The 26,384-nt window shown below is 47.2% G+C and carries 21 protein-coding genes; 6 read left to right on the forward strand and 15 right to left on the reverse strand.

What is annotated here, in order from left to right; all coding sequences use genetic code 11:
* From Q0K92_RS02060 to Q0K92_RS02070, 3 genes are all read right to left on the reverse strand, one after another.
* Positions 1 to 755: sulfate ABC transporter substrate-binding protein (locus tag Q0K92_RS02060; protein ID WP_297324146.1), on the reverse strand; the 755-nt coding region annotated here is incomplete at its 3' end.
* Between the two features lie 40 nt (positions 756 to 795).
* Entirely contained in the window at positions 796 to 2,481 is a 1,686-nt protein-coding gene (locus Q0K92_RS02065; protein WP_297324147.1) for an alginate export family protein, read from the reverse strand.
* Positions 2,482 to 2,622: 141 nt separating this feature from the next.
* Entirely contained in the window at positions 2,623 to 2,835 is a 213-nt protein-coding gene (locus Q0K92_RS02070; RefSeq protein ID WP_297324148.1) for a YezD family protein, read from the reverse strand.
* A 377-nt stretch (positions 2,836 to 3,212) separates the two neighbouring features.
* Between Q0K92_RS02070 and Q0K92_RS02075 the strand changes: the two genes are divergently transcribed.
* Positions 3,213 to 7,391 carry an EAL domain-containing protein gene (locus tag Q0K92_RS02075; protein WP_297324149.1) on the forward strand — a complete coding sequence of 1,393 codons (4,179 nt, stop codon included), beginning with the start codon at positions 3,213 to 3,215 and terminating at the stop codon, positions 7,389 to 7,391.
* 34 nt (positions 7,392 to 7,425) lie between these two features.
* Here Q0K92_RS02075 and Q0K92_RS02080 read toward each other — a convergent pair whose 3' ends face one another.
* From Q0K92_RS02080 to Q0K92_RS02095, 4 genes are read right to left on the reverse strand one after another with little or no spacing between them, the layout of a single operon-like run.
* Positions 7,426 to 8,661, reverse strand: coding sequence for a multifunctional CCA addition/repair protein (locus Q0K92_RS02080; RefSeq protein ID WP_297324150.1), 1,236 nt, complete (start codon positions 8,659 to 8,661; stop codon positions 7,426 to 7,428).
* Between the two features lie 58 nt (positions 8,662 to 8,719).
* Positions 8,720 to 9,190 (reverse strand): cytochrome c, encoded by a 471-nt coding sequence (locus Q0K92_RS02085; protein ID WP_297324151.1) that lies wholly within the window; start codon positions 9,188 to 9,190, stop codon positions 8,720 to 8,722.
* Between the two features lie 13 nt (positions 9,191 to 9,203).
* Positions 9,204 to 9,740 (reverse strand): DUF411 domain-containing protein, encoded by a 537-nt coding sequence (locus Q0K92_RS02090; protein WP_297324152.1) that lies wholly within the window; start codon positions 9,738 to 9,740, stop codon positions 9,204 to 9,206.
* Positions 9,737 to 10,192, reverse strand: coding sequence for a cupredoxin domain-containing protein (locus tag Q0K92_RS02095; protein ID WP_297324153.1), 456 nt, complete (start codon positions 10,190 to 10,192; stop codon positions 9,737 to 9,739). The genes Q0K92_RS02090 and Q0K92_RS02095 overlap by 4 nt, the downstream gene beginning before the upstream one ends.
* 166 nt (positions 10,193 to 10,358) lie before the next feature.
* Between Q0K92_RS02095 and ttcA the strand changes: the two genes are divergently transcribed.
* Positions 10,359 to 11,264, forward strand: coding sequence for a tRNA 2-thiocytidine(32) synthetase TtcA (gene ttcA / locus Q0K92_RS02100; protein WP_297324154.1), 906 nt, complete (start codon positions 10,359 to 10,361; stop codon positions 11,262 to 11,264).
* On the opposite strand, the gene Q0K92_RS02105 is transcribed toward ttcA, so the two are convergent.
* The 5 genes from Q0K92_RS02105 to cutA all read right to left on the reverse strand — a co-directional run bounded on the left by Q0K92_RS02105 (position 11,256) and on the right by cutA (position 15,351).
* A complete protein-coding gene (locus Q0K92_RS02105) occupies positions 11,256 to 11,642 on the reverse strand; it encodes a DUF2784 domain-containing protein (RefSeq protein WP_297324155.1) in 387 nt (128 codons plus the stop codon). The genes ttcA and Q0K92_RS02105 overlap by 9 nt on opposite strands.
* Before the next feature lie 106 nt (positions 11,643 to 11,748).
* Entirely contained in the window at positions 11,749 to 12,084 is a 336-nt protein-coding gene (locus Q0K92_RS02110) for a BON domain-containing protein (RefSeq protein ID WP_297324156.1), read from the reverse strand.
* A 273-nt stretch (positions 12,085 to 12,357) separates the two neighbouring features.
* Complete coding sequence (locus Q0K92_RS02115) at positions 12,358 to 12,948, reverse strand: TlpA disulfide reductase family protein (RefSeq protein ID WP_297324157.1); 591 nt, start codon at positions 12,946 to 12,948, stop codon at positions 12,358 to 12,360.
* Between the two features lie 121 nt (positions 12,949 to 13,069).
* Positions 13,070 to 15,010, reverse strand: coding sequence for a protein-disulfide reductase DsbD (dsbD, locus tag Q0K92_RS02120; RefSeq protein ID WP_297324158.1), 1,941 nt, complete (start codon positions 15,008 to 15,010; stop codon positions 13,070 to 13,072).
* A 17-nt stretch (positions 15,011 to 15,027) separates the two neighbouring features.
* Positions 15,028 to 15,351, reverse strand: coding sequence for a divalent-cation tolerance protein CutA (gene cutA, locus Q0K92_RS02125; protein ID WP_297324159.1), 324 nt, complete (start codon positions 15,349 to 15,351; stop codon positions 15,028 to 15,030).
* A gap of 146 nt (positions 15,352 to 15,497) precedes the next feature.
* On the opposite strand from cutA, the gene Q0K92_RS02130 reads away from it, so the two are divergent.
* Together Q0K92_RS02130 and Q0K92_RS02135 are read left to right on the forward strand one after the other, a co-directional pair.
* The gene (locus tag Q0K92_RS02130; protein WP_297324160.1) at positions 15,498 to 15,689 is read left to right on the forward strand and encodes a hypothetical protein; all 192 of its coding nucleotides are present in this window, start codon (positions 15,498 to 15,500) and stop codon (positions 15,687 to 15,689) included.
* Between the two features lie 324 nt (positions 15,690 to 16,013).
* Complete coding sequence (locus tag Q0K92_RS02135) at positions 16,014 to 17,735, forward strand: methyl-accepting chemotaxis protein (RefSeq protein WP_297324161.1); 1,722 nt, start codon at positions 16,014 to 16,016, stop codon at positions 17,733 to 17,735.
* Between the two features lie 22 nt (positions 17,736 to 17,757).
* On the opposite strand, the gene Q0K92_RS02140 is transcribed toward Q0K92_RS02135, so the two are convergent.
* Positions 17,758 to 18,717, reverse strand: a complete 960-nt coding sequence (locus Q0K92_RS02140) for an ornithine cyclodeaminase family protein (RefSeq protein WP_297324162.1) — start codon at positions 18,715 to 18,717, stop codon at positions 17,758 to 17,760.
* A 138-nt stretch (positions 18,718 to 18,855) separates the two neighbouring features.
* On the opposite strand from Q0K92_RS02140, the gene typA reads away from it, so the two are divergent.
* Both typA and Q0K92_RS02150 read left to right on the forward strand, forming a co-directional pair.
* Entirely contained in the window at positions 18,856 to 20,670 is a 1,815-nt protein-coding gene (gene typA / locus Q0K92_RS02145) for a translational GTPase TypA (RefSeq protein WP_297324163.1), read from the forward strand.
* A gap of 399 nt (positions 20,671 to 21,069) precedes the next feature.
* The gene (locus Q0K92_RS02150; protein WP_297324164.1) at positions 21,070 to 22,347 is read left to right on the forward strand and encodes a hypothetical protein; all 1,278 of its coding nucleotides are present in this window, start codon (positions 21,070 to 21,072) and stop codon (positions 22,345 to 22,347) included.
* Positions 22,348 to 22,391: 44 nt separating this feature from the next.
* On the opposite strand, the gene Q0K92_RS02155 is transcribed toward Q0K92_RS02150, so the two are convergent.
* Positions 22,392 to 23,798, reverse strand: coding sequence for a hypothetical protein (locus Q0K92_RS02155; RefSeq protein WP_297324165.1), 1,407 nt, complete (start codon positions 23,796 to 23,798; stop codon positions 22,392 to 22,394).
* A 142-nt stretch (positions 23,799 to 23,940) separates the two neighbouring features.
* Positions 23,941 to 26,361, reverse strand: a complete 2,421-nt coding sequence (gene gyrB, locus Q0K92_RS02160; RefSeq protein WP_297324166.1) for a DNA topoisomerase (ATP-hydrolyzing) subunit B — start codon at positions 26,359 to 26,361, stop codon at positions 23,941 to 23,943.
* Positions 26,362 to 26,384: the final 23 nt, after the last annotated feature.

Here is a 26,384-nt window from a genome sequence, read left to right on the forward strand (position 1 = left end):
ACCACTTTATCGACGACCGCGACCGGCGGCTCTGCAAGAATACTCAGTGACGGTATGATGATTTCAAATTTATCCGCACCATATTCCTTGACAGCCAGGAAGGCTTCGTTCTCCCATGAGATCAACACATCGCCCACGCCACGTTCCACAAATGTTGTGGTTGAACCGCGTGCGCCGGAATCAAGGACAGGTACATTTTTGTAGAGGTTACTGACGAATCCTTGTGCCTTGTCTTCACCATAACGCCGCTTGCCAAACTCCCATGCCGCCAGATAATTCCACTGCGCACCGCCGGAAGTTTTCGGATTGGGCGTGATCACAGAAACACCGGGTCGTGCCAGATCGTCCCAGTCTTTAATGCCTTTGGGATTGCCTTTGCGCACCAGGAAAATGATCGTCGAAGTATACGGCGTGCTGTTGAGTGCCAAGCGTTTCTGCCAATCTTGCGGGAGTAATTTGGCTTTCTCTGCAATGGCATTGATATCATTGGCCAAAGCTAACGTCACAACATCGGCTTCCAAACCATCAATGACGGAACGTGCCTGCTTGCCGGAACCACCGTGGGACTGCCGAATCGTGACCTTTTCGTTGCTTTTTTCCTGCCAGTGCTTGGCAAAAGCCGTATTAAATTCCTGATATAACTCCCGCGTTGGATCGTAGGAAACATTGAGTAATGTTTTTTCCGCCAATACACTGCTGCTGATCAAGAGACTCGCTGTCAAAAAACTTGTTGTCAACCGTGCTTTAATGTTCATGATTTTTCCTCCAATAGAAATAATAAAAATTTAAGATGCTTTATAAGAGACTGATGAGTACTTCAAAGTATAGAAAATCAGTATCGCCCGAACGTTGATCGACGCAAGGATGCGAGTGGCGGGTAGCGCAGGAATTCGCTGCGATACGGTTTTTTACGAATTCACCCGCGGTAAAATGGGTATAGCCTAAGATGGTGCTGATTCTTGAGGTGGCCTGATAGCGTATGCGTCCTTCAAATGCATGGCCACCGAAATCACCACTTTGTCCGGTCCGGTCGCGGTTGAATCCGGGATCCTTGACGGTATTACTGATGTTGCCGTCGAGAATATCGAACATGCGGTCAGTGCTGCTGGCCAGGAAATACGCGCCATAGCCGAGTTCAAATCCCAATTTCTGGGTTGGACTGAATTCAAACCTGATTTTCGGCGCCTTCAAGTTCTCGTAAATCACATAGTGATCTGCTGACCAAGGCCGTGCGAATCCAAAGAAACGGTCAAAACGATTGTCGACACCGTCATTAGGATCTTTGTCACCGCTGGCATACCCGTAAAAAGCACTGAGACGGGGCTTCCACGCGTAGTCAAAATTTCGTCCTACTTCGATGGTATAGCCTTGTGCATCCTGCCGCAAAGGGCCGCTATAACCGAGTTGATGGTTGTAGCTGACGTCGAAATCAAAATAATTGCTGACTTTGCCGTAAGCACGGAACCCGGGCATGTGAATTTCCCGATCCAGCTTATTGGTGTTGGTAAAACCATTCGGATCACCTTGCTGCTTCTGGCCCATGTAATAGGGTTGTATGGTGACGATGTCAGACCATTTGCGCCAAGTGCCGATCGCACCAAAGAACCACAGATTATCGTTAGCCTCATCAAATTTGGTTTGCAAGCGTCTAACCGGCTGCATGCCGAACAGATCGAGTTCCCAATCATTGGCTTCACGACCCAGATTCAGGCGGAATCCTTCAAACGTATTGGTGGTATTGCGCCATTCATTGCGCGCGATAAAACGCCGATCCGTGGTTTCATAAGCCATGCGACCGACGCGGAATCGAATCGGCCGATCCTGATTCCGGTCATCGACACCCAACCCTTTCTTGAAATACAACTCGCCATACGCATTGAGCAGATCGTATTCATTTCTTTCCTGATCCGTAATGGCATGTTTATTATTAACTACCCGTGAATCCTGGAATTCCACTGCAAAGCGGAATGGATCCAGGATATCCTTTATCCCGATCCATGCGCGATTGCGTAGAAATATGGGATTGTCCTCTCCACCCTCAATGCGCCGTATGTCATTATTGCGCCACTCATAACGCGTACGGTGCTCAAAGCCGATATCCAACCAGGTAACATCTTTAAACGCCGCAACACCGATATCACTCAACCGGCGCACATACCGCGGCGGATCGGAGTCCGGATTGGTGGCATAACTGTTGGAGCGGCGATGATAACTGGTCCCTTGATTGCTTACTGCCGGTGCCTTTGCTTCCGGCACAATGGCAGGCAATGATTGTCCTGGCGCTTGCGGTTTAGCCTGATCTGATGACTTATCGATTGACTTGCCGGTATCAACAGCGATTACCTGCTGTGCGACCTGCATGATATTCCGTTGCATCGCTTGGAAATCCACCGATATTTTATGATCGGATGATGCTTTAGTGGAACTGACCGTCAGTACGCTCAATGCCGCAATGTGTAAAAAAAACCAAAGAAACTTCACTTCACTCTCCTTAGTAAACCCTCCGGCAATCCGGTTGAGCCACTGATATTTTTTGCTATTTCACCGCCTATGTTATGGGTGGGCGTTATGTTGTCAGATGAATCCGTTGATCTTGATTCATCAGAACTAAAATGGATTACGCTATGCTTTCGACGCCTTACGTCCGGAAGATCCGCTTTGATTCACGCGAATTTTTTCCCGGCACTCTATTTGCACAACTTTACCGTCGTGTATCACTATTTCGACTGATCCATATTCAATACCGTCAACAGCACGCAGAATTTCCTGCGCTACGTCTACAGACACCCGCTTGGTGTTCTCTTTAACAAGTTTTACTTCTACATCGGTATTCATTTACATCACCTTGTTGGTAACAATATCAACGGGAGCGAACAGTAGCAGTATTTTTATATAAACAAAAATACTATTTAGTTAGAATATTATTCTTATATGTTATATAGATTGTTTTGTAATGATTTTTTATCAAACATCAGGGAATTCAAGGCAGGAAAGTAGCTAATATGTGTCTGGTCAAACCGTCGTGTCGATCTTTTTCGCTCTCCTGGAACGCAAAAACTACAAAACCGGCTGTCCCGAAGGAAAAATGACATCAATAGACTGTTGTTATTTTATTAAAAAAGTAAGAGAAACAATAAAATACTCCAATTGCTTTCCATACCTGGTTCTGCTGCAGTGCTAGAATTAATAGAATCAGCAACCCTTGGTTTTATATGAAACAACGCTTAGAAAAATTACCGGCCGCTCTCATTACACGCATCTTATTATTAGCCGCAGCTTATTTTGTGGGAGGAAAACTTGGGTTAAGCATACCTTACGTGAGTTCCAGCATTACTTTGTTCTGGCCATCCTCCGGTATCGCCTTGGCAGCACTGTTAGTGTGGAGACTATCGTGCTGGCCCGGTATATTTCTGGGTGCGCTTGCCATAAACCTGACTATCGGCGATCTTAGCCTGCTTGTTGCCACGGGAATCGCCTTCGGTAATACCGTCGGTCCGGTAGTAGGTGCTTTGCTACTCAAACGAACCGTGGGATTTCAAAACAGCTTCGTACGCGGATGTGATGTGACAGCGTTCTTACTGATCGGGCCAGGCAGCATGCTTTTAACCGCAAGTATGGGTGTCTTTGCGCTGTATGCAGGTGGAAATCTATCAGCTGATTTGGCAGCCCAAGCCTGGTTAGGTTGGTGGCTCGGCGACACGGTTGGTGTTTTGGTTTTCACTCCACTGCTGCTGTTCTGTACGCCCCATCAAATGACCTCCATATTCCATCTTTCACGCACCAAGTTGGAGTTCGTTTTAGTCATGGGAAGTTGTATCTCTCTCGCATGGCTGGTATTCGGCGACACCCCGGCAATTGGTCAGCTCAAGTTATCCCTGGCCTTTCTGGTGCTCCCTCCTTTGATATGGGCAGGCCTGCGCTTTAATGCTTTAGGAACTTTTATTGCAGTCCTGGCAATTGTTTCGATTGCTGTCATAGGAACCGCAAAAGGTTTCGGTCCTTTTGCCAGAGGGAATCCCCAGCTCGATCAATTGATTTTATGCATTTTTGTAGCAACCACAACATTCATTGCTTTCATGATGATCGGTATCCAGGCAAACCGACGCCAAGTTGAGCAAAACTTGCGCGACAGCGAATCCCGCCTGCGTTTAGCCCTGACGGCGGCAAACCAGGGCCTTTATGATCTCAATATACAAACCGGAGAGGCGATAGTAAGTCCCGAATACGCTCGCATGCTGGGCTATGACCCACAATCTTTTATAGAAACCGATATCAATTGGCGCAATCGCATGCATCCTGAAGATCGTGAGCCTGTTTATCAGATTTACAAGGATTATATTACCGGGTTACGCAAAGACTATCAGGTGGAATTCCGGCAGCTCACGCAGCAGGGCGAATGGAAATGGATACTTTCCCTAGGTAAAGTCATTGAATGGGATGATCAAGGCCGGCCGTCGCGAATGCTGGGCACACACACCGACATCAGTGACCGCAAAGCGAAGGAGCTGATTTTAAAACAGAACGAAGAAGCGCTGCTGCGCGCGCAAGCGCTGGCTAAGCTTGGCAGTTGGCACTTTGATTTAAAAACCGATGAGCTGACTTGGTCTAAAGAAGCTTTTCAAATTTTTGGTATTGAAGACAACACACCGCTTACCTACCAAGGTTTTCTGGCGTGCGTCGCCCCAGAGGACTGGGAACGGGTTGGTCTCGCCTGGCAAGCTGCCTTAAAAGGCGCAACATACGACATTGAACATCGAATCCATGTCAAAGGGCAAACCAAATGGGTGAGGGAACGTGCTGAGATTACAGTCGACCATACCGGCCAGCTTATTGAAGCATTGGGTACAGTTGAGGATATCAGCGATCGTAAGCAAGCCGAAGAGGAAATTAACCAGGCAAAAAATTTATTACGTACCGTAATCGATGCCACGCCTGATTGGATTTTTGTAAAAGACAGGCAGCACCGCTTTGTATTGGTAAACCAGGCCTTTGCAGACAGTCAAGGACTTGCGCCCGCTGCAATGCTGGGTAGGCCGGATACCGATTTCTGGCCAGAATCTCTATGCCATGGCGATGCGGCAAAAAATATCCGGGGATTCCACGCCGATGACATCGCCGCACTCGCTGGTGAGAAAATACATAATTCTGCCGATCAAGCGACACTGGCAAATGGACAATTACGCTGGCTTGATACCATCAAATTACCATTACGTAATACCATCAGCGGTGAAATCATCGGCATTGTGGGATATGCGCGCGATATTACTGATCGTTTGAGCATCGAATCGAAATACCGAACACTGGTCGAACAAATCCCGGCAGTCACTTACACGATTGCCATCAATGCTGCAGACATCCATACCGTTTACGTAAGTCCACAAATCGAATCACAGCTTGGTTTTAGTGTGCAAGAATGGCTTGATAATCCACGACTCTGGATTGATCAAATACATCCTGATGATAGGCAGCGCATCATGTCTGGCTTGTCGGTCAGCCTGATAACTGGAGCGCCTTATTACTCAGAATATCGGATTTATAAAAAAGATGGCAGTATTGCCTGGATTCGGGATGATGCGGCTTGGCTGAAAGATGCCGATGGCAAGCCTAGCTTGCTGCAAGGTGTGATGCTGGATATTACACACCAAAGACAGACCGAGAATGAATTAAGTTTAACCTTAGAAGAATTACGCGTGTCTGAGAAATATCAGCGCGAACTGCGTACGCTCGCAGAACGGGAGCAAAGCCGTATGGGTGCTTTACTTTCCGCCATGAATATCGGCATTTTATTTGAAGATAATGCGCAACGCGTGGAATATGTCAATCCGGCATTCCTGCGCATGTGGAATATCAGCGCACATGAAAATCTATTGAACGAGCCGACAAGCGTTGTACTTGAGCGTTCTGCCGAGCGTTTTACGCAACCGACACATGCTTTCCAACACGTGCTCAACGTACTCGATACGCATGAAATCAGCGAACGGTTCGAGTTTGGGCTGAATGACGGACGAATGCTGACTCAGCTGTCTTACCCGGTAAACGATATCGAAGGCCGGATTATTGGACGGCTCTGGATGTATGAAGATATTACGCAAGAACGGCAAACCGCTCAGCAACTTCTCTATCTCGCTGAACACGATCCATTGACAGGCTTGTATAACCGTCATCGCTTCCAGGAAGAACTTAATACGATGATTGCAACGTCATTGCGTAGCCATCATCAATTTGCACTACTTTACTTTGATTTGGATGATTTCAAATACATCAACGATACGTTTGGGCACAGAGCCGGCGATACGGTACTGGTCCGTACTGCCGGGGAAATTTCCACTATTGTTCGCCATATCGAAGTATTTGCGCGGCTGGGTGGCGATGAGTTTGCCATTCTGAGTCTGATACAACCCCATGATGATATTAGTGTACTACCCGCTCGTATTGTGACGTCGATTGCCGCTATTCCACTGCGTTTCCGCGATACGAACATCCGTTTGACTACCAGTGTCGGCATCGCCATTTTTCCTGAACATGGCGAAACAGCAGAAGATTTGGTTGCCCACGCCGACGCCGCCATGTATCAAGCCAAGAATCAAGGCAAGAATACCTGGGCAATCTACGATCCTGCGCGCAACTCAACCGAAATCATGATGCACCGGATGACTTGGTACAATCGAATCGCCCAGGCACTGGAGCAGGATCTTTTTGAAATTCATTTCCAGGGCATCTACGAAACTGCGCACAACACCTTGTCTCATTTGGAAGTACTCGTCAGGATGCAGAATCCGAATGAACCGGATAATTTGATCATGCCGGGCCAATTCATACCGATAGCGGAGAAAAACGGGCAAATCGTCAACATCGATCGATGGGTGATCAAACGCAGTATCGAATTACTGCATCAGAATCCGGATATGCCCCCGGTTGCGATTAATATTTCCGGACGCACATTTGATGATCCGGCTATTCCGAACTATATCCGCAGCCTGCTGAACGAGCTGAATGTGGATCCGGAGCGTCTCATTATTGAATTGACTGAAACAGCGGCGGTATCCGATATCCAGGATGCCCAACGTTTTATCGAAGCCGTTCATCAAACCGGTTGCCGCGTTTGCCTGGATGATTTCGGCAGCGGGTTTTCAACTTTCGGTTATCTGAAATACTTGGGTGTCGAGATTCTTAAGATCGATGGATTATTCATCCGCGACCTCCCTAATAATCGGGATAATCAGGTTTTTGTCAAAGCCATGGCAGAAGTCGCGCGCGGACTTGGCAAAATAGCTGTGGCGGAATTCGTTGAAGATGCCGCGACACTGGATATGGTAAAAAGCTTGGGCATCGAGCTTGCTCAAGGTTATTACTTCGGGTGTCCAAAAGCAGAGATCCCCGGTAAATCCTGAAACAGGATAATCCGGCACCATGCAATTTCTTCCGTTAACAGGCTGTTAATTCAGATTTTATTCTGGCGATACGCGCCTCACACACTTTGGCATTGATCGCACCGGGTAATTCTGTTGCATCCAATTTCTGGCTTAACTCCGCCGCAATTGCACCCGCATCCACACGTTTAGCTGCGGCAAATGCTTTTTGCAATCGTTCCGCCTGAGGATACGGCCTGGCCGCATAGCCTGGCCGTCCATGAAAATCACAGGCACAGGCTTGCAGGAATTCTTCAAATCTTTGCGGTTTGCGATAAGCATCGACCATTTGCAGCATATTGGCCATGGTGGATGGTTTAAGTTCTGCGGCCCGATGCACATCACCGTGATAGCGGGCAACCAGTAACGCAAGGTCGCGGCAGTCTTTGGGAATTCTGATGCGCTCGCATAAATCCTGCGTCAACCGGACGCTGCGTGCTTCATGACCGATGTGGCGCGGCCACTCTTCCGGAGGCGTGGTACCTTTGCCTAAATCGTGCGTCAGTGTTGCGAAACGCGCAGGCAGTGAATAATTTTTCGCTGCGGCGTAATCAATGGCCAACATAATATGCACGCCGGTATCGATTTCAGGATGTGCGTGTGCCGGCTGCGGAACACCAAACAGCGCATCGACCTCGGGCATGATCCGAGCCAGCGCACCACATTCACGCAGAATATAGAACATTCTTGATGGATTATTTTCCATCAATCCTCTGGCAAGTTCTTGCCAGACGCGTTCCGGCACCAACGCATCGACTTCGCCGTTATGCACCATATCATTCATCAGCATCAACGTTTCCGGTGCCATACGAAAATTGAAACGTGCCGCAAAGCGCGCCGCTCTCAGGATACGTACGGGATCTTCGGAGAATGCAGGACTGACATGGCGCAGGATGCCGGCTTCCAGATCTGCAACACCGTTAAACGGGTCGATGATATTGCCTGCTTCGTCTTTGGCAATCGAATTGATGGTCAAGTCACGCCGCGCCAAGTCTTCCTGCAAAGTGACTTGAGGCGAGGCAAACACTTCAAATCCTTTATAGCCGCGGGAAACTTTCCGTTCCGTACGGGCTAACGCGTACTGTTCATGGGTTTGAGGGTGCAGAAAAACCGGAAAATCCTTACCAACCGGACGATAACCCAGTCGTGCCATGTCTTCCGGCGAGGCGCCCACGACAACATAGTCATGATCTTTTACGGGCAGTCCCAATAGTTCATCGCGAACGGAACCACCCACCAGATAAGTTTTCAATGTGAGGTATTACAAAAATTAATGGATTCGATGATGCTGATTTGGAGAATCTTAAAGGCTATTGGTTATTCTCAAAATTCTTGGCCCAGATATCATAAACTTCATCCGGCCATAAGGATTTTATCCAGACAATCACATCATCCACCTGCTGTTCAGTCAATTTCCCTTCCCATGCCGGCATCGATCCAATCTCAGGCGGAGTACCTTTAAGTATGGTTTTCTTTAAAACTTCCGTCGAATGATGCCAGGCGTGCGCTGTGCCATCCAGCGGTGGTGGTGGATATTTGCCATCCGCATTCGGTTTGCGCCAATCCGGCGTACCTGCGCCATTCGGTCCATGACAACCGACGCAATTCGCAACATAAACCGCTTCACCGCGTTTAATCTGTGCCGGGTCAAAATTTCGTTCCACCAAGCCCGTTTTGCTATTGATTTGAGGTTGCCCCGACAAGGCACGAAGCGGTGCAGAATCACCACAACCCAGCATCAGCGCAGCGATGCCCAGCAGCACAACACTATATTTCGTCATGAAGAAAGTACAATCACTTTAAGCGCATGACTGAGGTATTCTTCTCAGACTCAGGTGCTGGTTGTGATGGCTCCGCCTTTTTGGCATAGGGATCATAGCTATTATATATCGTAGTATCCTTGCGCTCTTCATCACGCTCCTTGATCAGAAGCACGTTATAAGGATCACTCCGAGCACCCTCCATACCCGGCGTTCCGTGCGGCATGTCAGGCACAGCCAAACCGACTGCTTTGGGTTTTTCTTTCAGTAGCCGTATGATATCCGCTGCCGGTACATGTCCTTCGATAGCATAACCATTGACCAAAGCGGTATGGCACGAACCCAGTGTATTTGAAATTCCGGATTTTTTTCTTATTTCTTTGTTGCCGACATCGTGCGTTTTTACGGTAAAACCGTTATCGCGCATATGATCAACCCATTTAGCGCAGCATCCGCAGGTTGGGCTTTTATAAACATCAACCGTGGCGGTGGCAACTGCTTGTGAGGCAACACTCAACAAACTGACCGTCATGATTGATCCGACTAACAGGCTACTTATTCGTATTTTCATTTCTTCTCCACAGTGATTATTCCACGCATCTTCTTAAAATGGCCGGGCAATGGACAGGCAAAATCAATCATTCCTGCGCTGGTAAATTGCCAGATTAATTCTTTTTGCTCGCCAGGCTCAAGTTGCACTAAATGTACTTCGGAGTGATCCTTTTCCGGAAACATGCGCCGCGTGTTAGCAGCCTTTTTCAGTTCCGCCATCGAACCCATCAGCATTTCATGCTTATTATTACCGCCATTTTTAATGGCAAACCGAACCGTCTCGCCTTCACTGACCTTAATCTCAGCAGGCAAAAACATATTATCCATTTGGGTCAATTTGATAGTACGCGACACCTTGTCTAAATCACCCGGCCTGCCAATATCAACTTCTCTGCTGGAATAGTCTGCACTGGAGTAGCTATTGGTTGAAAACAAGAACAAGGCTAGCAATGGTATAATTAGATAGTTCATAGGATTCTCCTGAAAAATTACTCCCGAACCCATTTATCTGTCCGCTCATTAGAATCTGATCATGCTAAATTGTTCCACTTCATTTGTCTAATATTCTGCCACAAGATCCATAAAGCTCACGTATTTACACAATGAATATTTTCTCTCCTGTCCGCTTATAGAAATCATGCAGAAAAAAGAGCAATACAATACCAATAAGCTACATAAACGCTTACGGCGGCAAGTAGGAACAGCCGTTGCCGACTTCAACATGATTGAAGCCGGTGACCGGATCATGGTGTGCTTGTCCGGTGGCAAGGACAGCTATGCATTGCTGGATATTCTACGCAATTTACAGGCCCATGCACCATTGGAATTCGAGCTGGTGGCGGTTAATCTGGACCAAAAACAGCCCGGTTTTCCTGAACAAGTACTCCCTGAATACTTGACGAAAATCGATATGCCTTTTCGTATCGTTGAACAAGATACTTACAGTGTCGTGAAACGTGTCATTGCAGAAGGAAAAACCACGTGCAGCCTGTGCTCCCGGCTGCGCCGCGGTGTGTTATACCGGGTTGCCAGTGAATTGGGAGCCACCAAGATCGCACTGGGCCATCACCGCGATGATATTCTTGAAACCCTGTTTCTGAATATGTTTTATGGCGGCAAACTGAAAGCCATGCCACCCAAACTGGTCAGCGACGACGGCAAACATATCGTTATTCGGCCGCTGGCTTATTGCAAGGAAAAAGATTTGGCGGCTTACGCCGAAATTGCGGATTTTCCAATTATTCCGTGCAATCTGTGTGGATCGCAAAAAAACCTGCAACGCCAAGCCATCAAAGAAATGATGCAGCAGTGGGACAAGAAATTTCCCGGTCGATTGGAAACCATGTTCCGGGCTATACAGAATATTCAACTGTCGCATCTGGCCGATGCAACTCGTTACGATTTTTTTAACCTGAAAGCACAGGGACAGCCGGTGATTGACGGCGACACCGCATTTGATGAAGAAACATTTGAACCGACCATCGAAGAAATGCTGATACCTGCCGCCGAAGAAACAGATGATAATCCGCTGGTTTCAGGATAATGAACGACGATTTTCGCCAACCTTGGGCGGCACCCATTTGAAAGTCGCCGCAACCAAACCGGCAAACACCACATACACTACCGTCAACAAGCTTTCGGACACGTTGTAAAACATGATTTCGTGTATCCAGCGCTGAATAAAACTTCCATCCATTTCGGCCTGACGTAATGAATTTTCCCATGCAGTCAACGGGCACACGACTCCCAAAAAAGACTCGACCACGACGAATAAAATAGCGGCAAGGTGCAAATAGCGAAACCAGCGATTTCTGACAAATGACAGCTTAAGCCATGCACCCAGCCAGATGACGGGCAGGCTTCCGACCACAAACAATACATATAAGAAGTGAATGATCAGCACAAGGTCAGCCAGCAGCATATGAATAATTATTTGTTCGGAGGCTTGTCGTGTCAGTTAAGAAGCACTTATTAGCTGGTAAATTGAGCAGAGCACAAAAAGCCCTGCCCAATTTGCAATTAAGTCATTAATAATGATCGCCGACTCTCTGCAGCAACCGTATGTCGTTCTTGACTAATCCTATGCCCTTGATACTGCGTGCAATAGCGACGGCTCTTTCCATCTCATCCCGCGTATTGACGATACCGCTTAGCTCTACGACACCTTTGACGGTACTGACATTAATCTCATAGGGTCTCAGAGATCGTTCATCGAGAATTGCTTCATGAACCTTGGCGGTAATGACAATATCATCGAATTGTTCACTGCTCCCCTGATACCCGGAGGTCGATGCGCAACCCGAGAAAAAAACCATTTGAGTCATTAAAAAGAATACGATGAAACGGCTATTCAATTGCGTCATGATAAGGGTCTCCTAAATAATTAACGGAAAAAATACCCTCATTACATTTAGATTAAAGGTGCTTGCTTTACTACCTTCAATACGATACTCAATCTGAAATTTACGGCTTTATTGAATTCTCCGGTAAGTATTCGGCAAAAATCAGAATGTGGGGTATTGTAAGGATAGAGTAGCTCGTGTGTAAGCTAGCGTACAAAGCATTCCATTCCTGTGGACAATATTACATGATTATTGCTGACAGAAACAATTTTTGCGGGACATGCATTGCATGTGTCATTTGCTGACCTGCTTTGATGGTTGGGCTTGCGGAGTTTCTTTTAGCAATGGCACCACCAGCTTTTCCAGTTTTTTCAGATTGACACGACCCAGATAGGTTTCAACAATCTCCCCGGATCGATTGATAACCACTGTGTAGGGTAGCGCAGATTGGCGATTTCCCGCCGCTTCCAGCAACGACCAGGTATTAAAACTACCAACCAATACCGGATAATTAATGCCTAATTCCTGACTGAACATCTTTACCTTGTCGGTTTGATCAATCGCAATTCCCACAAACACCAGCCCCTGATCGCGAAATTTTTTCTGCGCTTCAATAAACTCGGGAATTTCCTCGCGGCAGGGCGTACACCAGGTGGCCCAGAAATTCACCACCATCACGTTTCCCAGCCACTGCGAAACCGCCTGATTTTCTCCTTGAATATCCGGCAAATTGGCAGCGAGAATTGCTTTTGCGCCCTGTTGAATTGCATCACCGGGCAGGACGGATTGCGAACCGCCCATGAGTTGTGCACGTAGCATAAAGCCCGTCGTTATTGCCAGAGCAGCTAAGGCTACATATATGAATAATTGTCTCAATTTTGCCATCATGATTCCTTTAAATGAAGCGACGAGTAGTGAGATGACTCACTTTTCTGCTTAGTTTTCTCTCATTAACAAGCCGTTTAAAAACGATCGGCTCTGCCTCGAAACGTTTCTCAACGGCCTGTTAAATCAACACCGCATTCAGCACGGTCAGAAAATCGTTTTTGTTGAGAAAGCCAATAATTTTGATATCGGGAACGTCATCACCCTGACGATCAATAAATAGAATGCCGGGAGGTCCAAACAGCTTGAAGCGCTTGAGTAAAGCTGCATCGTCTGGAGTACCGTCGGTCACATCAATTTGCAGCAGAACAACATCCTTTAAGCGGGACTGTACTTTGGCATCGGAGAGCGTGAAGCGCTCCATTTCTTTACAAGAAACACACCAATCCGCATAAAACTTAACCATGATGTATTTATCTTTGGACTGCCGGATCGTTTCATCCAATTCTGCAATGGTTTTCACCCGCTGAAAAGGTAGTGATGCATAAGTAGATGTAATTGCTTCCGCAGTATTAGCGTTATTGACATTATTGGCCAAGCCGATTTTTGACAGCGGCTGCAACACATCGCGGCTGCCGGACAAAACGCCAATCAATAAAGCAATACCGACCAGCAATGCAATGACACCGATACCTTTGAGAAATTTCTGCAACCCTGAAGCCCGTTCCGACAATGGATCAATGGCATGCAGGTAGATGGCGGAGATGATCAGCAATGCCGCCCACAACAACATATGAACCACTTCGTTGATGACGGGAGAAATCAACCAAATCGCCACCCCCAGCAACAACACGCCAAAAAACCGCTTGATCGATTCCATCCATGCGCCGGCTTTTGGCAATAACGCGCCAGCCGATGTGCCTAACAACAACAATGGCACGCCCATGCCCAACGCCATGACAAACAACGCCGAGCCGCCCAAGATCACGTCACGGGTTTGGCTGATATACAACAACGCACCCGCCAACGGCGCAGCGACGCACGGACCGACGATCAATGCCGATAATGCACCCATGCCGAATACACCGGTTAAATGCCCACCTTTTAGATGTCCGGCTTCCTCGGATAATTTAGTCTGCAATGCACCGGGTAATTGCAATTCATAAAAACCAAACATGGAAAAAGACAACAACACGAATATCACTGCAAACGACCCCAATACCCACGCATTTTGCAGTGCTGCCGACAGCATCGCACCCGACAGCCCGGCGGCCACGCCTGCAATGGCATAGGTAATCGCCATACCTAATACATAAGCCAGCGCCAGGATAAATCCATGGCCTTTGGTCACGTGCTTACCACGATTGGCAATAATCCCCGACAAAATCGGGAACATCGGAAACACGCACGGCGTAAATGCAAGCAGCAAGCCAATGCCGAAAAATCCGGTTAAAATCAGCCAGAAATCACCGGTTTGAAACATCTGGTCGATTTTATACGCTTCAGTTTCGATGGCCGGTGCCTTGGAAGGCATCTGAAACAATTCAGCGGTCGCATCGATCCCTGCCGCAGCCGCTTTGCCGCTCACTGCTTCAGCAACCGCACCAATAGCCGCTTTCACCGCCGGCAATGTCAGATCAATGGCTTTGTTGATGGGCGCATAACACACGCCAACCGGCTCATTACAGCCTTGGTAAGAAGCGGTCAACGTGAGTGGTTGCTCACTTGCGGGATCCTCGCGTTTTAACGAGATGATAGCCTGAATCGGGTTGTAATACACCTCCGTCTGGCCAAACGTCTGATCCTCTTTCATTTTGCCCGGTGGCAGCGTTATTTTTTCAATCACCGTACCGGCTTGCTGCGGCTCAAAAGCAATTTTGTCGCGATAAAGATAATAATCCTTTGCCGGCGTCAATTTGGCAATCAGCGTATTGCCGTCACGCACTTCTACCGAGATCTTGAATGCCTCATCGGGTGGCAAAAGCGCTTGCGGGTTACTTTGACCTAAATTGATGCCCAGTCCCTGCAATTTTTGGAACAAGCTGAAAGATCCGTTTTCTTGCGCAGAAACATTGGCACTCGCCAAACATAAAATCAGTAAAAAAAATTGGATTAATCGCATCAGTATTCAGTAGTTATTTAATCAGATAGGGGTGTCTCGGCGGCTATCCATTGCAAATAGGCTGGCAGTCCGCCCATGATAGGAACCATAATCACTTCCGGAAGTTCATAAGGATGCATCATCTTGATCAACTGTTCAACCTGTTCGTAGTGTTGCCGCTGGGTTTTAATTAAAACAGGAATTTCCTCAGCCGATTCAATTTTGCCCTGCCAGCGGTAAACCGAAGTGCACGGACTCAGAATATTGACGCACGCAGCCAATTGTTGATCGACTAATGCTTCCGCCAAAGCAGCCGCGCCCTTTTTATCAGGGAGATTGGTGATGATAAGAATGGGTTCCATCAGTGTTATCCGCTGATACAAAATGCTTAATTTTACCTTGCTTAGCCGCTTAATGGGCACATGTAATAACGAACTTTGCATACTGGGAATACCGTGCCAATAAGCATATACTGTAAAAAAGCAATCTATAAAAAGGACTTGAGCAAATGAAAGGATTATTTAATTTAGTAATTGTGCTATCGATAATTACCCCGGTCACAATATTTTTAGGTTACATCATCATGGATGAAGGCGATCAATTCACATCCGAACACTATATGGTGACCGCACTGAGCACGATCCCGTTTATTTTTGCGTTGCTGGTAAAATTCCTGATGTCGGGTGTGGATAAGGAATAGTAAATACACTTTTCTCCAAAAAACCTGATTCATCTTTCCTATCAATTCCAATGAAGAACCCCGCCGCAAGCAGCGGGGAATATACCCCGAAGAGATTTAAGATTCTTCCAAGCAAAACAAATAACGTATTTTACTATCTCTATTCCACCGTTATTTCATCTCAGATTTGATTAAGATTCAGGTATCTGCTAAAGAATAATTTATTCCTTCCGTAAATCGTTTCTCACGTTCCATAAAACCAGCAAATACCATTAAAATCAATGAATTATTATAATAATTCTCGTTATGGATTTGCAAAGAAATTCACCTTTTTTGAGGAAATAAATGAGCATTTTTAATGATATGAAAATAGGCACCAAACTGATTGGTTCGTTTGCAGTACTCTTGAGCATCACGATTTGTTTGATTGTTTTTGCTCTATCCCAGATGAGTCGCATTAATGAAGCAACGACTGAAATAACCTCCAACTGGTTGCCAGCAGTAAAAATTATTTCAGAAATAAATACGAATACCTCCGACTTTCGTATTGGTGAAATGAGTCATGTCCTTTCAACTGATGACAAGACTATGGAAAAATATGAGAAAGATATTGCCGGTCTTTCAATGACCATAGATAAAAACCTCAAGATATATAAAGATCTCATCAGTTCTCCCAAAGAACAAAGCTTGTATGAAGATTTCATGCAAAAGTGGAATCTCTATCTTGCAGAACATCGAAAACTGCTCAATCTGTCTCGCGCGAATAAAACGGAAGAAGCAAGTACATTGATGAAGGGTGAATCTGAGCGACTTTTCAATGACATGTGTATGCAATTGATAAAATTAGTCGACCTTAATGCAGAAGGCGGCACGTTAGCCAGTGAGCATTCCGATCAAATATTTGCATCATCACAAACTTCTGTCATAGTAATGCTGGCCATTGCTGTCGTCATTGGACTTGCCTTAGCATTAGCGGTGACGCGTAACCTATTGGCGCAATTAGGCGGTGAACCAAAATATGCAGCTGAAATCATGCAAAAAATTGCTCATGGTGATTTATCCAGCAACATCTCGGCTAACGCAAAATACCCGTATAGCATACTATACGAAATGAAGGAAATGCAGGACAACCTGATTAAGATCGTCAGCGAAGTACGGAGCGGCACCAACTCAATTGGCACAGCCTCGGAAGAAATTGCGCACGGCACCATAGACTTGAGCCAGCGCACTGAAGAACAGGCCTCCAGCCTGGAAGAAACCGCGTCTTCGATGGAAGAACTGACATCCACCGTGAAACAAAATGCAGACAATGCCCGCCAAGCGAACCAACTTGCCGTTGGTGCATCCGAAGTCGCAATCAAAGGTGGTGCAGTGGTCAGTCAAGTCGTTCAAACTATGAGCTCGATCAACGATAGTTCCAAAAAGATTGTTGACATCATCAGTGTCATTGACGGTATTGCCTTCCAAACCAATATCCTGGCGTTAAACGCAGCAGTAGAAGCAGCGCGTGCCGGTGAACAAGGACGGGGTTTTGCTGTGGTGGCGACCGAAGTGCGCACACTGGCGCAACGTTCTGCAACAGCAGCCAAAGAGATCAAGGAACTGATCAGCGATTCGGTAACTAAAGTGGAAGACGGTACCCGCCTAGTGGATGAAGCGGGCGCAACCATGGACGAAATCGTCAACGCTGTCAAACGCGTAACGGACATCATGAGTGAAATCTCCGCTGCATCGCATGAACAAAGCTCCGGCATTGAACAAGTTAATCAAGCGGTAACGCAGATGGATGAAGTGACCCAGCAGAATGCAGCGTTAGTGGAAGAAGCCGCAGCAGCGACTGAATCCATGAAGGAACAGGCACAAGTATTAACAAAAGTAGTTAGCGCATTTAAACTGTCAAGCGACAGCAGTCATACACCTACACCGGTAAAAAGAAGTAATCGGTCAACGGTTGCCAAGCTGCCAAATCGCGGATCCGCCACAAAAAAGGCAACGGCATCATCGGTACCAGCTCAACCTCGCAAGGTTGCAGCCGGTGGCGGCGGTGATGAGTGGGAAGAATTCTAAAGCGTCATCAACAATACGTTGATTAACCAGTCAGCGTGCCTCGTGAACATTCACAGGCACGCTGGTAAGCCAATCCGGCGACAGCCAAATCCCCCAACGCCAAACCCCGAAATACAAAAGCAGTGCGCTCGTCATCGGTGCAGCGAGCAGCCACCTTGCCAGTCACTAAACCGGTCAGATCGCCGCAAACCAACGCGGGATCAACTAATGGTTTGGGCATGCTGGCCTCCTGTTCCAGATCATCAACAATAATCCGATCGAACGCTGACATACTTTCAGCCAACCATGGAGCCGCCAGATCCGTCATCGTGACAAAGGCACCGGGTTTCAGCCAGCGCGCATTGAGAAATGCAACCAGCTGTGGTGACAATGTTACGGAAGTGACGATCAGATCCGCGTTTTGAATCGCTTCCTGCGCTGTTTTGCTGGCAATTGCAGACAAGCCCATTTTTTCCGCACGGCGACAAAATGCATCGCGACTCGCTGCTCCACGCGCAAAGGCATGAATCTGCTTTAACGGAAATAACTCGGCCAATGCCTGCAAGTGACTATGTGCTTGCACGCCGCAACCGATAAACGCGGCGACGGATGCATCCGGCCGTGCGAACCGCTTGGCAGCCACCGCGCTCAATCCGGCAGTGCGCACAGCGGTCACCCAATTGCCATCGAGTACTGCAAGCGGTAATCCACTACGGCTATCCAGCAACGTCACCAGCGCATTGATGCTGCTCAGTCCGTGCTGCGGGTTGTCCGGATTCAGTACCAGGGCTTTGACCGCAAGAAACGGTGGATCATTGGCAGCCGCTAAGGTGGCCATCATATACCGGCCGTCCGGCGGGGTGATCACCGCCTTGGGTGCATTCCAGACTTGCTGTTGACTTCGGCCAAAGATCAGGTGCTCAATGCTGGCGACAATGTCTTGCGCTGTCAGTTGCAAATCCTGCAATGAACTTTGCGATAAGTAACGGATCAATGGTGGCATCTATCTGAGTCTCTGTTTATTTGCTATCACTCATAGTAAAACTTAAGTCAAGACTTAAATTAGCTATATTAACCATCAACTGCTATAATGTTGCCCCCGCCGCCGCAACTAACAGCTTATTTTTTGAGGAATTATCTTATGTCTCGTCCAATCCGCAATATCGCCATCATCGCTCACGTTGACCATGGTAAAACTACCATGGTTGACAAACTTTTGCATCAAGCCGGCACGTTTGCCGCACATCAACAGATTTCCGAGCGCGTGATGGATTCCAACGATATTGAACGCGAACGCGGCATTACCATTTTAGCCAAAAATTGCGCCATTGATTACGAAGGCATCCACATCAATATCGTTGATACCCCCGGTCATGCGGATTTTGGTGGCGAAGTCGAACGTGTTTTGTCGATGGTCGATGGCGTATTACTGCTGGTTGATGCAGTCGAAGGTCCCATGCCGCAAACCCGTTTTGTTACCAAAAAGGCACTGGCGCTGGGTTTGCGTCCGATCGTCGTGATCAATAAAATTGACCGGCCGGGTGCTCGTGCTGAGTGGGTGGTCGATCAAACGTTTGATTTGTTCGACAAACTGGGCGCCAGCGATGAGCAACTGGATTTTCCAGTCGTCTATGCCTCAGCATTGAATGGTTTTGCTACCTTGGATACGAAAAATCCCAGTACGGATATGCGCCCACTGTTTGACACCATTGTCAAAAATGTTCCCGCCCCTGAAGGTAATCCTGATGAACCCTTGCAACTGCAAATCAGTGCGCTGGATTACTCCAGTTTTGTCGGCCGCATAGGCATTGGACGTATCCGTCGCGGCAAATTGAGACCCGGCCAGGAAGTCATGGTATTAACCGGCGACAATACGCCTAAAAAAGCAAAAGTCAATCAAGTGCTTGGTTTCCAAGGTTTGGAACGTATTCAGATGAAAGAAGCCATGGCGGGCGATATCGTACTGATTAATGGCGTGGAAGAGCTGAGCATCGGCACCACGCTGGCTGATATCGACAAACCGGAAGCATTGCCTATCCTGGCGGTGGATGAACCGACTTTAACCATGACATTCCAAGTCAATACCTCGCCTTTTGCCGGCCAGGAAGGTAAATTCGTTACCAGCCGCCAATTGCGCGAACGTCTGGAAAAAGAGTTGTTAATCAACGTTGCGATGCGGCTGGAAGAAACCAACGAAACTGATTCGTTTTTAATCTCCGGACGCGGCGAACTGCATCTGACCATTCTGCTGGAAAATATGCGCCGGGAAGGTTATGAACTCGCCGTTTCACGCCCGCATGTCGTGATCCGTGAAATCGACGGTGTCAAATGTGAACCGCTTGAAATGCTGACCGTCGATGTTGAAGAAACCAACCAAGGTGCTGTCATGGAAGCATTAGGCGCACGCCGTGGTGATTTGCTGGACATGGTATCGGACTCAAAAGGGCGCGTGCGGCTGGATTATCGCATCCCTGCGCGCGGCCTGATCGGCTTTCAATCGGAATTCATGACCATGACACGCGGCACTGGCTTGATGAGCCATGTGTTTGATGAATTTGCACCGATGCGTCCGGAAATTCCGCCGCGCAGAAACGGCGTGCTGATTTCCGCCGAAAAAGGCGAAGCGGTTGCGTATGCGTTATGGAAACTGCAGGATCGCGGCCGCATGTTCGTCAGTCCTGGCGATCGTCTGTATGAAGGCATGGTGATCGGTATCCACAGCCGTGATAATGATCTGGTGGTGAATCCAATCAAAGGTAAGCAACTAACCAACATTCGCGCATCCGGAACCGACGAAGCAGTGACTTTGGTTCCACCGATTCAGCTCACGCTGGAATCCGCGATTGAATTCATCGCAGATGACGAATTGGTGGAAATTACGCCCAAAACAATCCGTATCCGCAAACGTTATTTGCTAGAACACGAACGCAAACGCGCATCTCGCGTAGCGGCCTAACAGGCTGTTGAAAAACGTTTTCGAGGCAGCCGATACCAGGCAAAAACAGGCGAGAAAGCGCAGTTTATGCCTAATAAATGAGCATTTTGAGCCTGTTTTTAACACCGTAGCGGCAACGCAGATAGTTTTTCAACGTCCTGTAAAAACCACCCATTTCGGCAGACAATAAGCAACCCCATGGCAAGACCACGGGGAATCACCAGTTCAATTCAGAATCCAGCCAGCATTTTGCGTTCAGCAAGAAACACTGGGTTCCCACCCATGCAGAATTCCAGCAGCGACAAGTTTGACTAAACATCAGACTTTATCTATATTTAACTTCAGAAAAATATCTTTTATTTTCTGCACATTGCAACAGGAATGCGCGTTTTTCCTACAATCCATAAGGAGATCAACAGCATGAAAGCAATCACAACATCCCTGTCACACCTTTTTCAGACACGTCTCGGCGCCTGCAAGTCGTTAATATGGCTGGCAATATTAATGCTGGTCATGATTTCAGGTTGCAGCATTGGCGATAAAATCGATAAAGCGACCGACAAAGTGAGCGACATTGCTGGCGATACTGTGGCCGCATTGGATGGCGCCATTGATGCCTTGGATCGTAATTCCTCATCCTGGCAAACGATATTACAGGACACAACCCAACAATTGACCGCCGATGCCCAGTCAACTATACGTAATGAAGTATCCGATCTGCTCAATCGTAGCGTTGCAGCTACCGGCACAGAGTTACGCTGTAATGCGGATTTCATCGGCGCCCGCGTGCGTCAGGCACTGGTAAGAATTCGTGCCCGCTTGCTGCATCAGTCGGTGCCTCCGGTTGAGCCGGCATTGTGCCATGTCACGCCTGCAGCCGTGGATATGGCATTGGATGCAAGCCGCCGCAATAGGCTGGAATTTTTCGGTTACGATTTTGATACCACGCCGATCAAAGTAACGCTGCAGGACAAATCACGCACGCTGGATGTATCCTCTAGCTTGGATCGGCTTACTCACTATCATATGACGCTCAACCTCGGTGCCAATGGTGTACCCGTATCCAGCGCGAGTGATCGCCTGATCCTGGAATGGCAGGATCGTCCCATTTCCAGTATTGCCGTCATTCAACCAGCCACGCCGGTGTGTCGGGAAAAAACGGAAACCTATACACGCAGCACTTATTTATCCTACACACCACCGCATACCAGAGGCGATAAAGAATATTCGGGTAACGGACCCGAGGTATGGGCAACCGCAAACTGGATCAATGATGGCACACACGTCAATTTGCGGCTTTGGATGAAAGCCAAGGAAACACGCAGCGATTGGACCACGGCGGAAGGAGAGCGCACCGAATCTTATTACACAGCGCCGTCCGGCTGGCGTATCGACAGCATACAGGGCAATGTGGAAAGCTCGGCGCACTACGTCGACACCGACCATAACGATGATCGCCAAGGTGGCGGCCCCAATGGACCGGTCAAGGAGTTCAAATTCCGTGGTGATCGCGATGGCGACGATGCAGGAAGTTATACCGGTGTCGATGTCACCTTTAACCCACTTGTCGTCAAGCTGGTAGAAGTCGCCAATTGCGCACCGGCATCAACGGTTAAAACCTTGCAAATAAAAGGACTGATCGCTCCGGATACCATTAAACGTATGCAACCGATGATGCTGAAATTACAACCTAAATAGTTGTAGCATAGCCAAATACCACCGGCTTTGCCGGTGGTAATCGCTTATTTACATTTTTCATTTGCTAAATCACCCATCCAGAATTTCTTTTTCCAGTATGGGCAATTGTCAAAATCACCATGCTTTTGCGGTGAACCGTCGTTTATACCAAACATGGTAAGATGCACGCGCTCCCGTATCCCTTTTTCCTTATCAAAGATATGGTCCACGCTACGAATGATGTTGTACCAAAACCCGGCTGTTCTATCTTGAAATGAATTGATGTTTGCTAACGTTTGATCGATCCAAACCAGCAAACTCCCGCGCGGCATTGTGTCGTACAAAACATTCTCCATTATGTCACGCTCCGGATTAAGCGAAAGATTATAAAAAACCGCTTTTTCGTTTTGCTTGAGATAAGGCGCAATGACGTACTCAATTTCCTTTATGGAACATGCAGCTGCCATGTAGACGATTTGGGAGAAATTAATATTTTGGTATTTTGCCACGATATTGTTTGTAATCATCGTACCCATACTGTGTCCGACCAAAACCACTTCGAGTCCATCCTGCTGGTTCTCTAATTTATTTTTCCCATATTTTTCTTGCCACCGCGTTAAGAATTTTGAAGCTGCAGTTTCAAATGCCGTTTCTTTTTCCAGAACATTTTCAGAATCCGGATCTAGATCCCTCATTGCTGACACCGATGTATCCCTATGCAACACCATATCCGTACGTCTTAGCAACGACCCCCATATTCCGGATCCAAATTCATCTACAAATGGAGCAGTACCCAGTTTTAACGGATTCCAAATACTCCACCAATCTTTAAAAGGTAAGTGCTCATCAGCGCTATCATGGATCTTGAATTGCCCATCCTGTTTTAACTTATCCAAGTTTGCTTTAGCAGCAATTATTTCTTTTCCTTGCCAAGATTCTTTTTGAAACTTGTAATGAAGGTTAGTCAGTACATTGTAGATTGATGTCGGTAAACGAACTATGGATCGCGTAATGTCTTCTACAAAGACGAATGGTGAAGATATCGGACCACGGCTTCCTGACATAACCCCGCGCCTTAGTGAAAATAGATGATCCGAATAGTTACTGGGCCCTTCCGCATTCCATGAAATAAAAAGCGGATATTTACCATCAGCAATCATCTCGTTAACAGTATTTTCATTGACGCGTGAAGTTGCACTGTTAAATGTATTTAATCCGCCATGTACATAAATAAGCAACTGTAAATCGTTTGGTTTTTTCTTTTCGCGCTGTTTCTCAAAGTTTTCAAAGATTTTTGAGATATATTCGTCTTCTCCTGAAATATATTCATCTTCACTTTCCCCATCGTAGATCACTTCATTTCTTGATTCCGGGTTCAGTAAATCGCCATTTTTACTAATATATAGCTGATAAAGATGCGCATTAAATTTCCTGTCTTCAGCGATAGTGGTTGAATGCATTCCTGTATTCAATGAGGAGCATCCAGCACAAAATACAGTAATCAACAAAAGAAATATTAATATAGGATGCACTGCTTTATAATTTCCTATTGGGGATTAATAGGCTCAAAACGCGCATTGAACACGCATATAAACTGCGTTTTTCCGCCTTGGGTTAAATATCAATATTCGTCGCCCGCAGCGCATTTTTCTCAATAAACGCCCGCCGTGGTTCCACCACATCGCCCATTAACGTGGTAAAGATTTCGTCGGTCAGTATGCTGTCTTCGATCTGCGCGCGCAGCAGACGGCGGTTTGCCGGGTCCATGGTAGTTTCCCATAGCTGGCTTGGATTCATTTCACCCAGGCCTTTGTAGCGCTGCACATTCAAACCTTTTTTGGCTTCTTCCAATAACCATTCCAATGCCTGTTTGAATTCTTGGATGGTTTGTTTTCGCTCACCGCGCTGCACGTAGGCGCCGTGACCCAACAGACCTTCAAAAACTTGCGCGGTTTTCTGGATCTGCGCATAGTCGCCGCTTTCCAGGAAATCATTATCCAGATAACTGGTCAACACATTGCCGTGCGACATGCGCATTATTTTCAATCGATAACGTTCGTGTATTTCATCATATTCCGCGACGATTTCGATATCTTTTACCCGCGCTGCAAGCCGGGATGCGCTGTCGATTGCGTGACGCTCATTACTCAAATCGACATCGGGTTGGCGTAACAATGCATGCATCACGTTACTGTCAATCATTTGACTCATGCGCTCAATAATCGCTTCTGACAAAATATATTCATGAGCGATTTTTTCCAGCGTTTCGCCGGTCAAAGGCGGCTTCTCGCTGCCGGTATATAGTTCGGCATCGGCTAACGCCAAGCTCAACATATATTGTTTTAATTCATGATCGTCCTTGACGTAGCGTTCCTTTTTGCCATGCTTGATTTTATACAGCGGTGGTTGCGCGATATAAATGTGACCCCGCTCAATCAACTCCGGCATTTGCCGGTAAAAGAAGGTCAATAACAACGTACGGATATGCGAACCGTCCACGTCCGCATCGGTCATGATAATAATGCGGTGATAGCGCAGCTTGTCCGGGTTATATTCATCCTTGCCAATGCCGGTTCCCAGCGCGGTGATCAACGAAATGATCTCCTGCGACGAAATCAATTTATCGAAACGGGCTTTTTCAACATTCAGTATTTTTCCCTTGAGCGGCATAATGGCCTGAAATTTCCGGTCACGCCCTTGTTTGGCCGAACCACCTGCGGAATCACCCTCGACCAGATAAAGTTCGCATAACGCCGGATTTTTCTCCTGACAATCAGCCAGTTTTCCCGGTAACCCCATGCTGTCCAGCACACCCTTTCTACGCGTTAATTCCCGCGCTTTGCGCGCAGCTTCGCGGGCTCTGGCTGCCTCGATCACTTTGTTGCAAATCGTTTTTGCATCCACGGGATTTTCCAATAAAAACTCGGATAGCTTTTGCGACACGATTTCTTCAACTACCGGGCGTACTTCCGAGGACACCAGCTTTTCCTTGGTTTGTGACGAAAACTTGGGTTCAAACAGTTTTACCGACAGCACGCACGACAACCCTTCACGCATGTCATCACCGGCTGTTTCAATCTTGGCTTTTTTCGTTAATTCATTTTTTTCCATGTAGTTGTTCAATGTACGTGTCATGGCAGCACGTAAGCCTGTCAGATGGGAACCACCATCTTTTTGAGGAATATTATTGGTAAAACACAATACTTGTTCGGTGTAACTATCATTCCACTGCATGGAAACTTCTACGGAGATATTGTCTTTTGTACCAATGGTGTAAAAGATATTGGGGTGAAGCACAGATTTTGTGCGGTTGATATATTCCACAAAATTCTTGATGCCGCCGACAAAAGCAAATTTCTCCTCTTTTCCGGTGCGTTGATCGATCAAGTGAATTTTTACGCCATTATTGAGAAAAGAAAGTTCGCGTAAGCGTTTGGCAAAAATGTCGTAGTGATATTCGATATTGCCAAAAATTTCTTTACTGGCCAGAAAATGCACTTCGGTGCCATGCCGCTCGCTTTCCCCGATAATTTCCAACGGCTTGACCGGAACCCCTAAGCGAAATTCCATCTGATTAATTTTTCCATCGCGGCGAATCGTCAGTTTCAGCCATTCGGATAACGCATTGACTACCGACACACCGACACCGTGCAACCCACCGGAAACTTTATAGGAATTATCATCGAACTTACCGCCGGCATGTAATTCAGTCATGACGATTTCCGCCGCTGAACGCTTCAGTTCGTCATCATGCTTGATACCGGTTGGAATACCTCGCCCGTTGTCCAACACGCTGACTGAGTTGTCCGGATGCAGTGTAACCGTAATCTCGTCGCAATGACCTGCCAGTGCTTCATCAATCGCGTTATCGACGACTTCAAATACCATGTGATGCAAACCCGTACCATCGCTGGTATCGCCGATATACATGCCGGGTCGTTTGCGAACCGCATCCAGGCCTTTTAATATTTTTATACTTTCGGAATCGTAGTCGTTCTGACTTCCATTGGGTAAATTGGTATTTGGATCACTCATCAGTTGGGGCGCTTTATAGTTGT

It is taken from the genome of Nitrosomonas sp. (assembly GCF_024282095.1).
Taxonomy (GTDB): Bacteria; Pseudomonadota; Gammaproteobacteria; order Burkholderiales; family Nitrosomonadaceae; genus Nitrosomonas.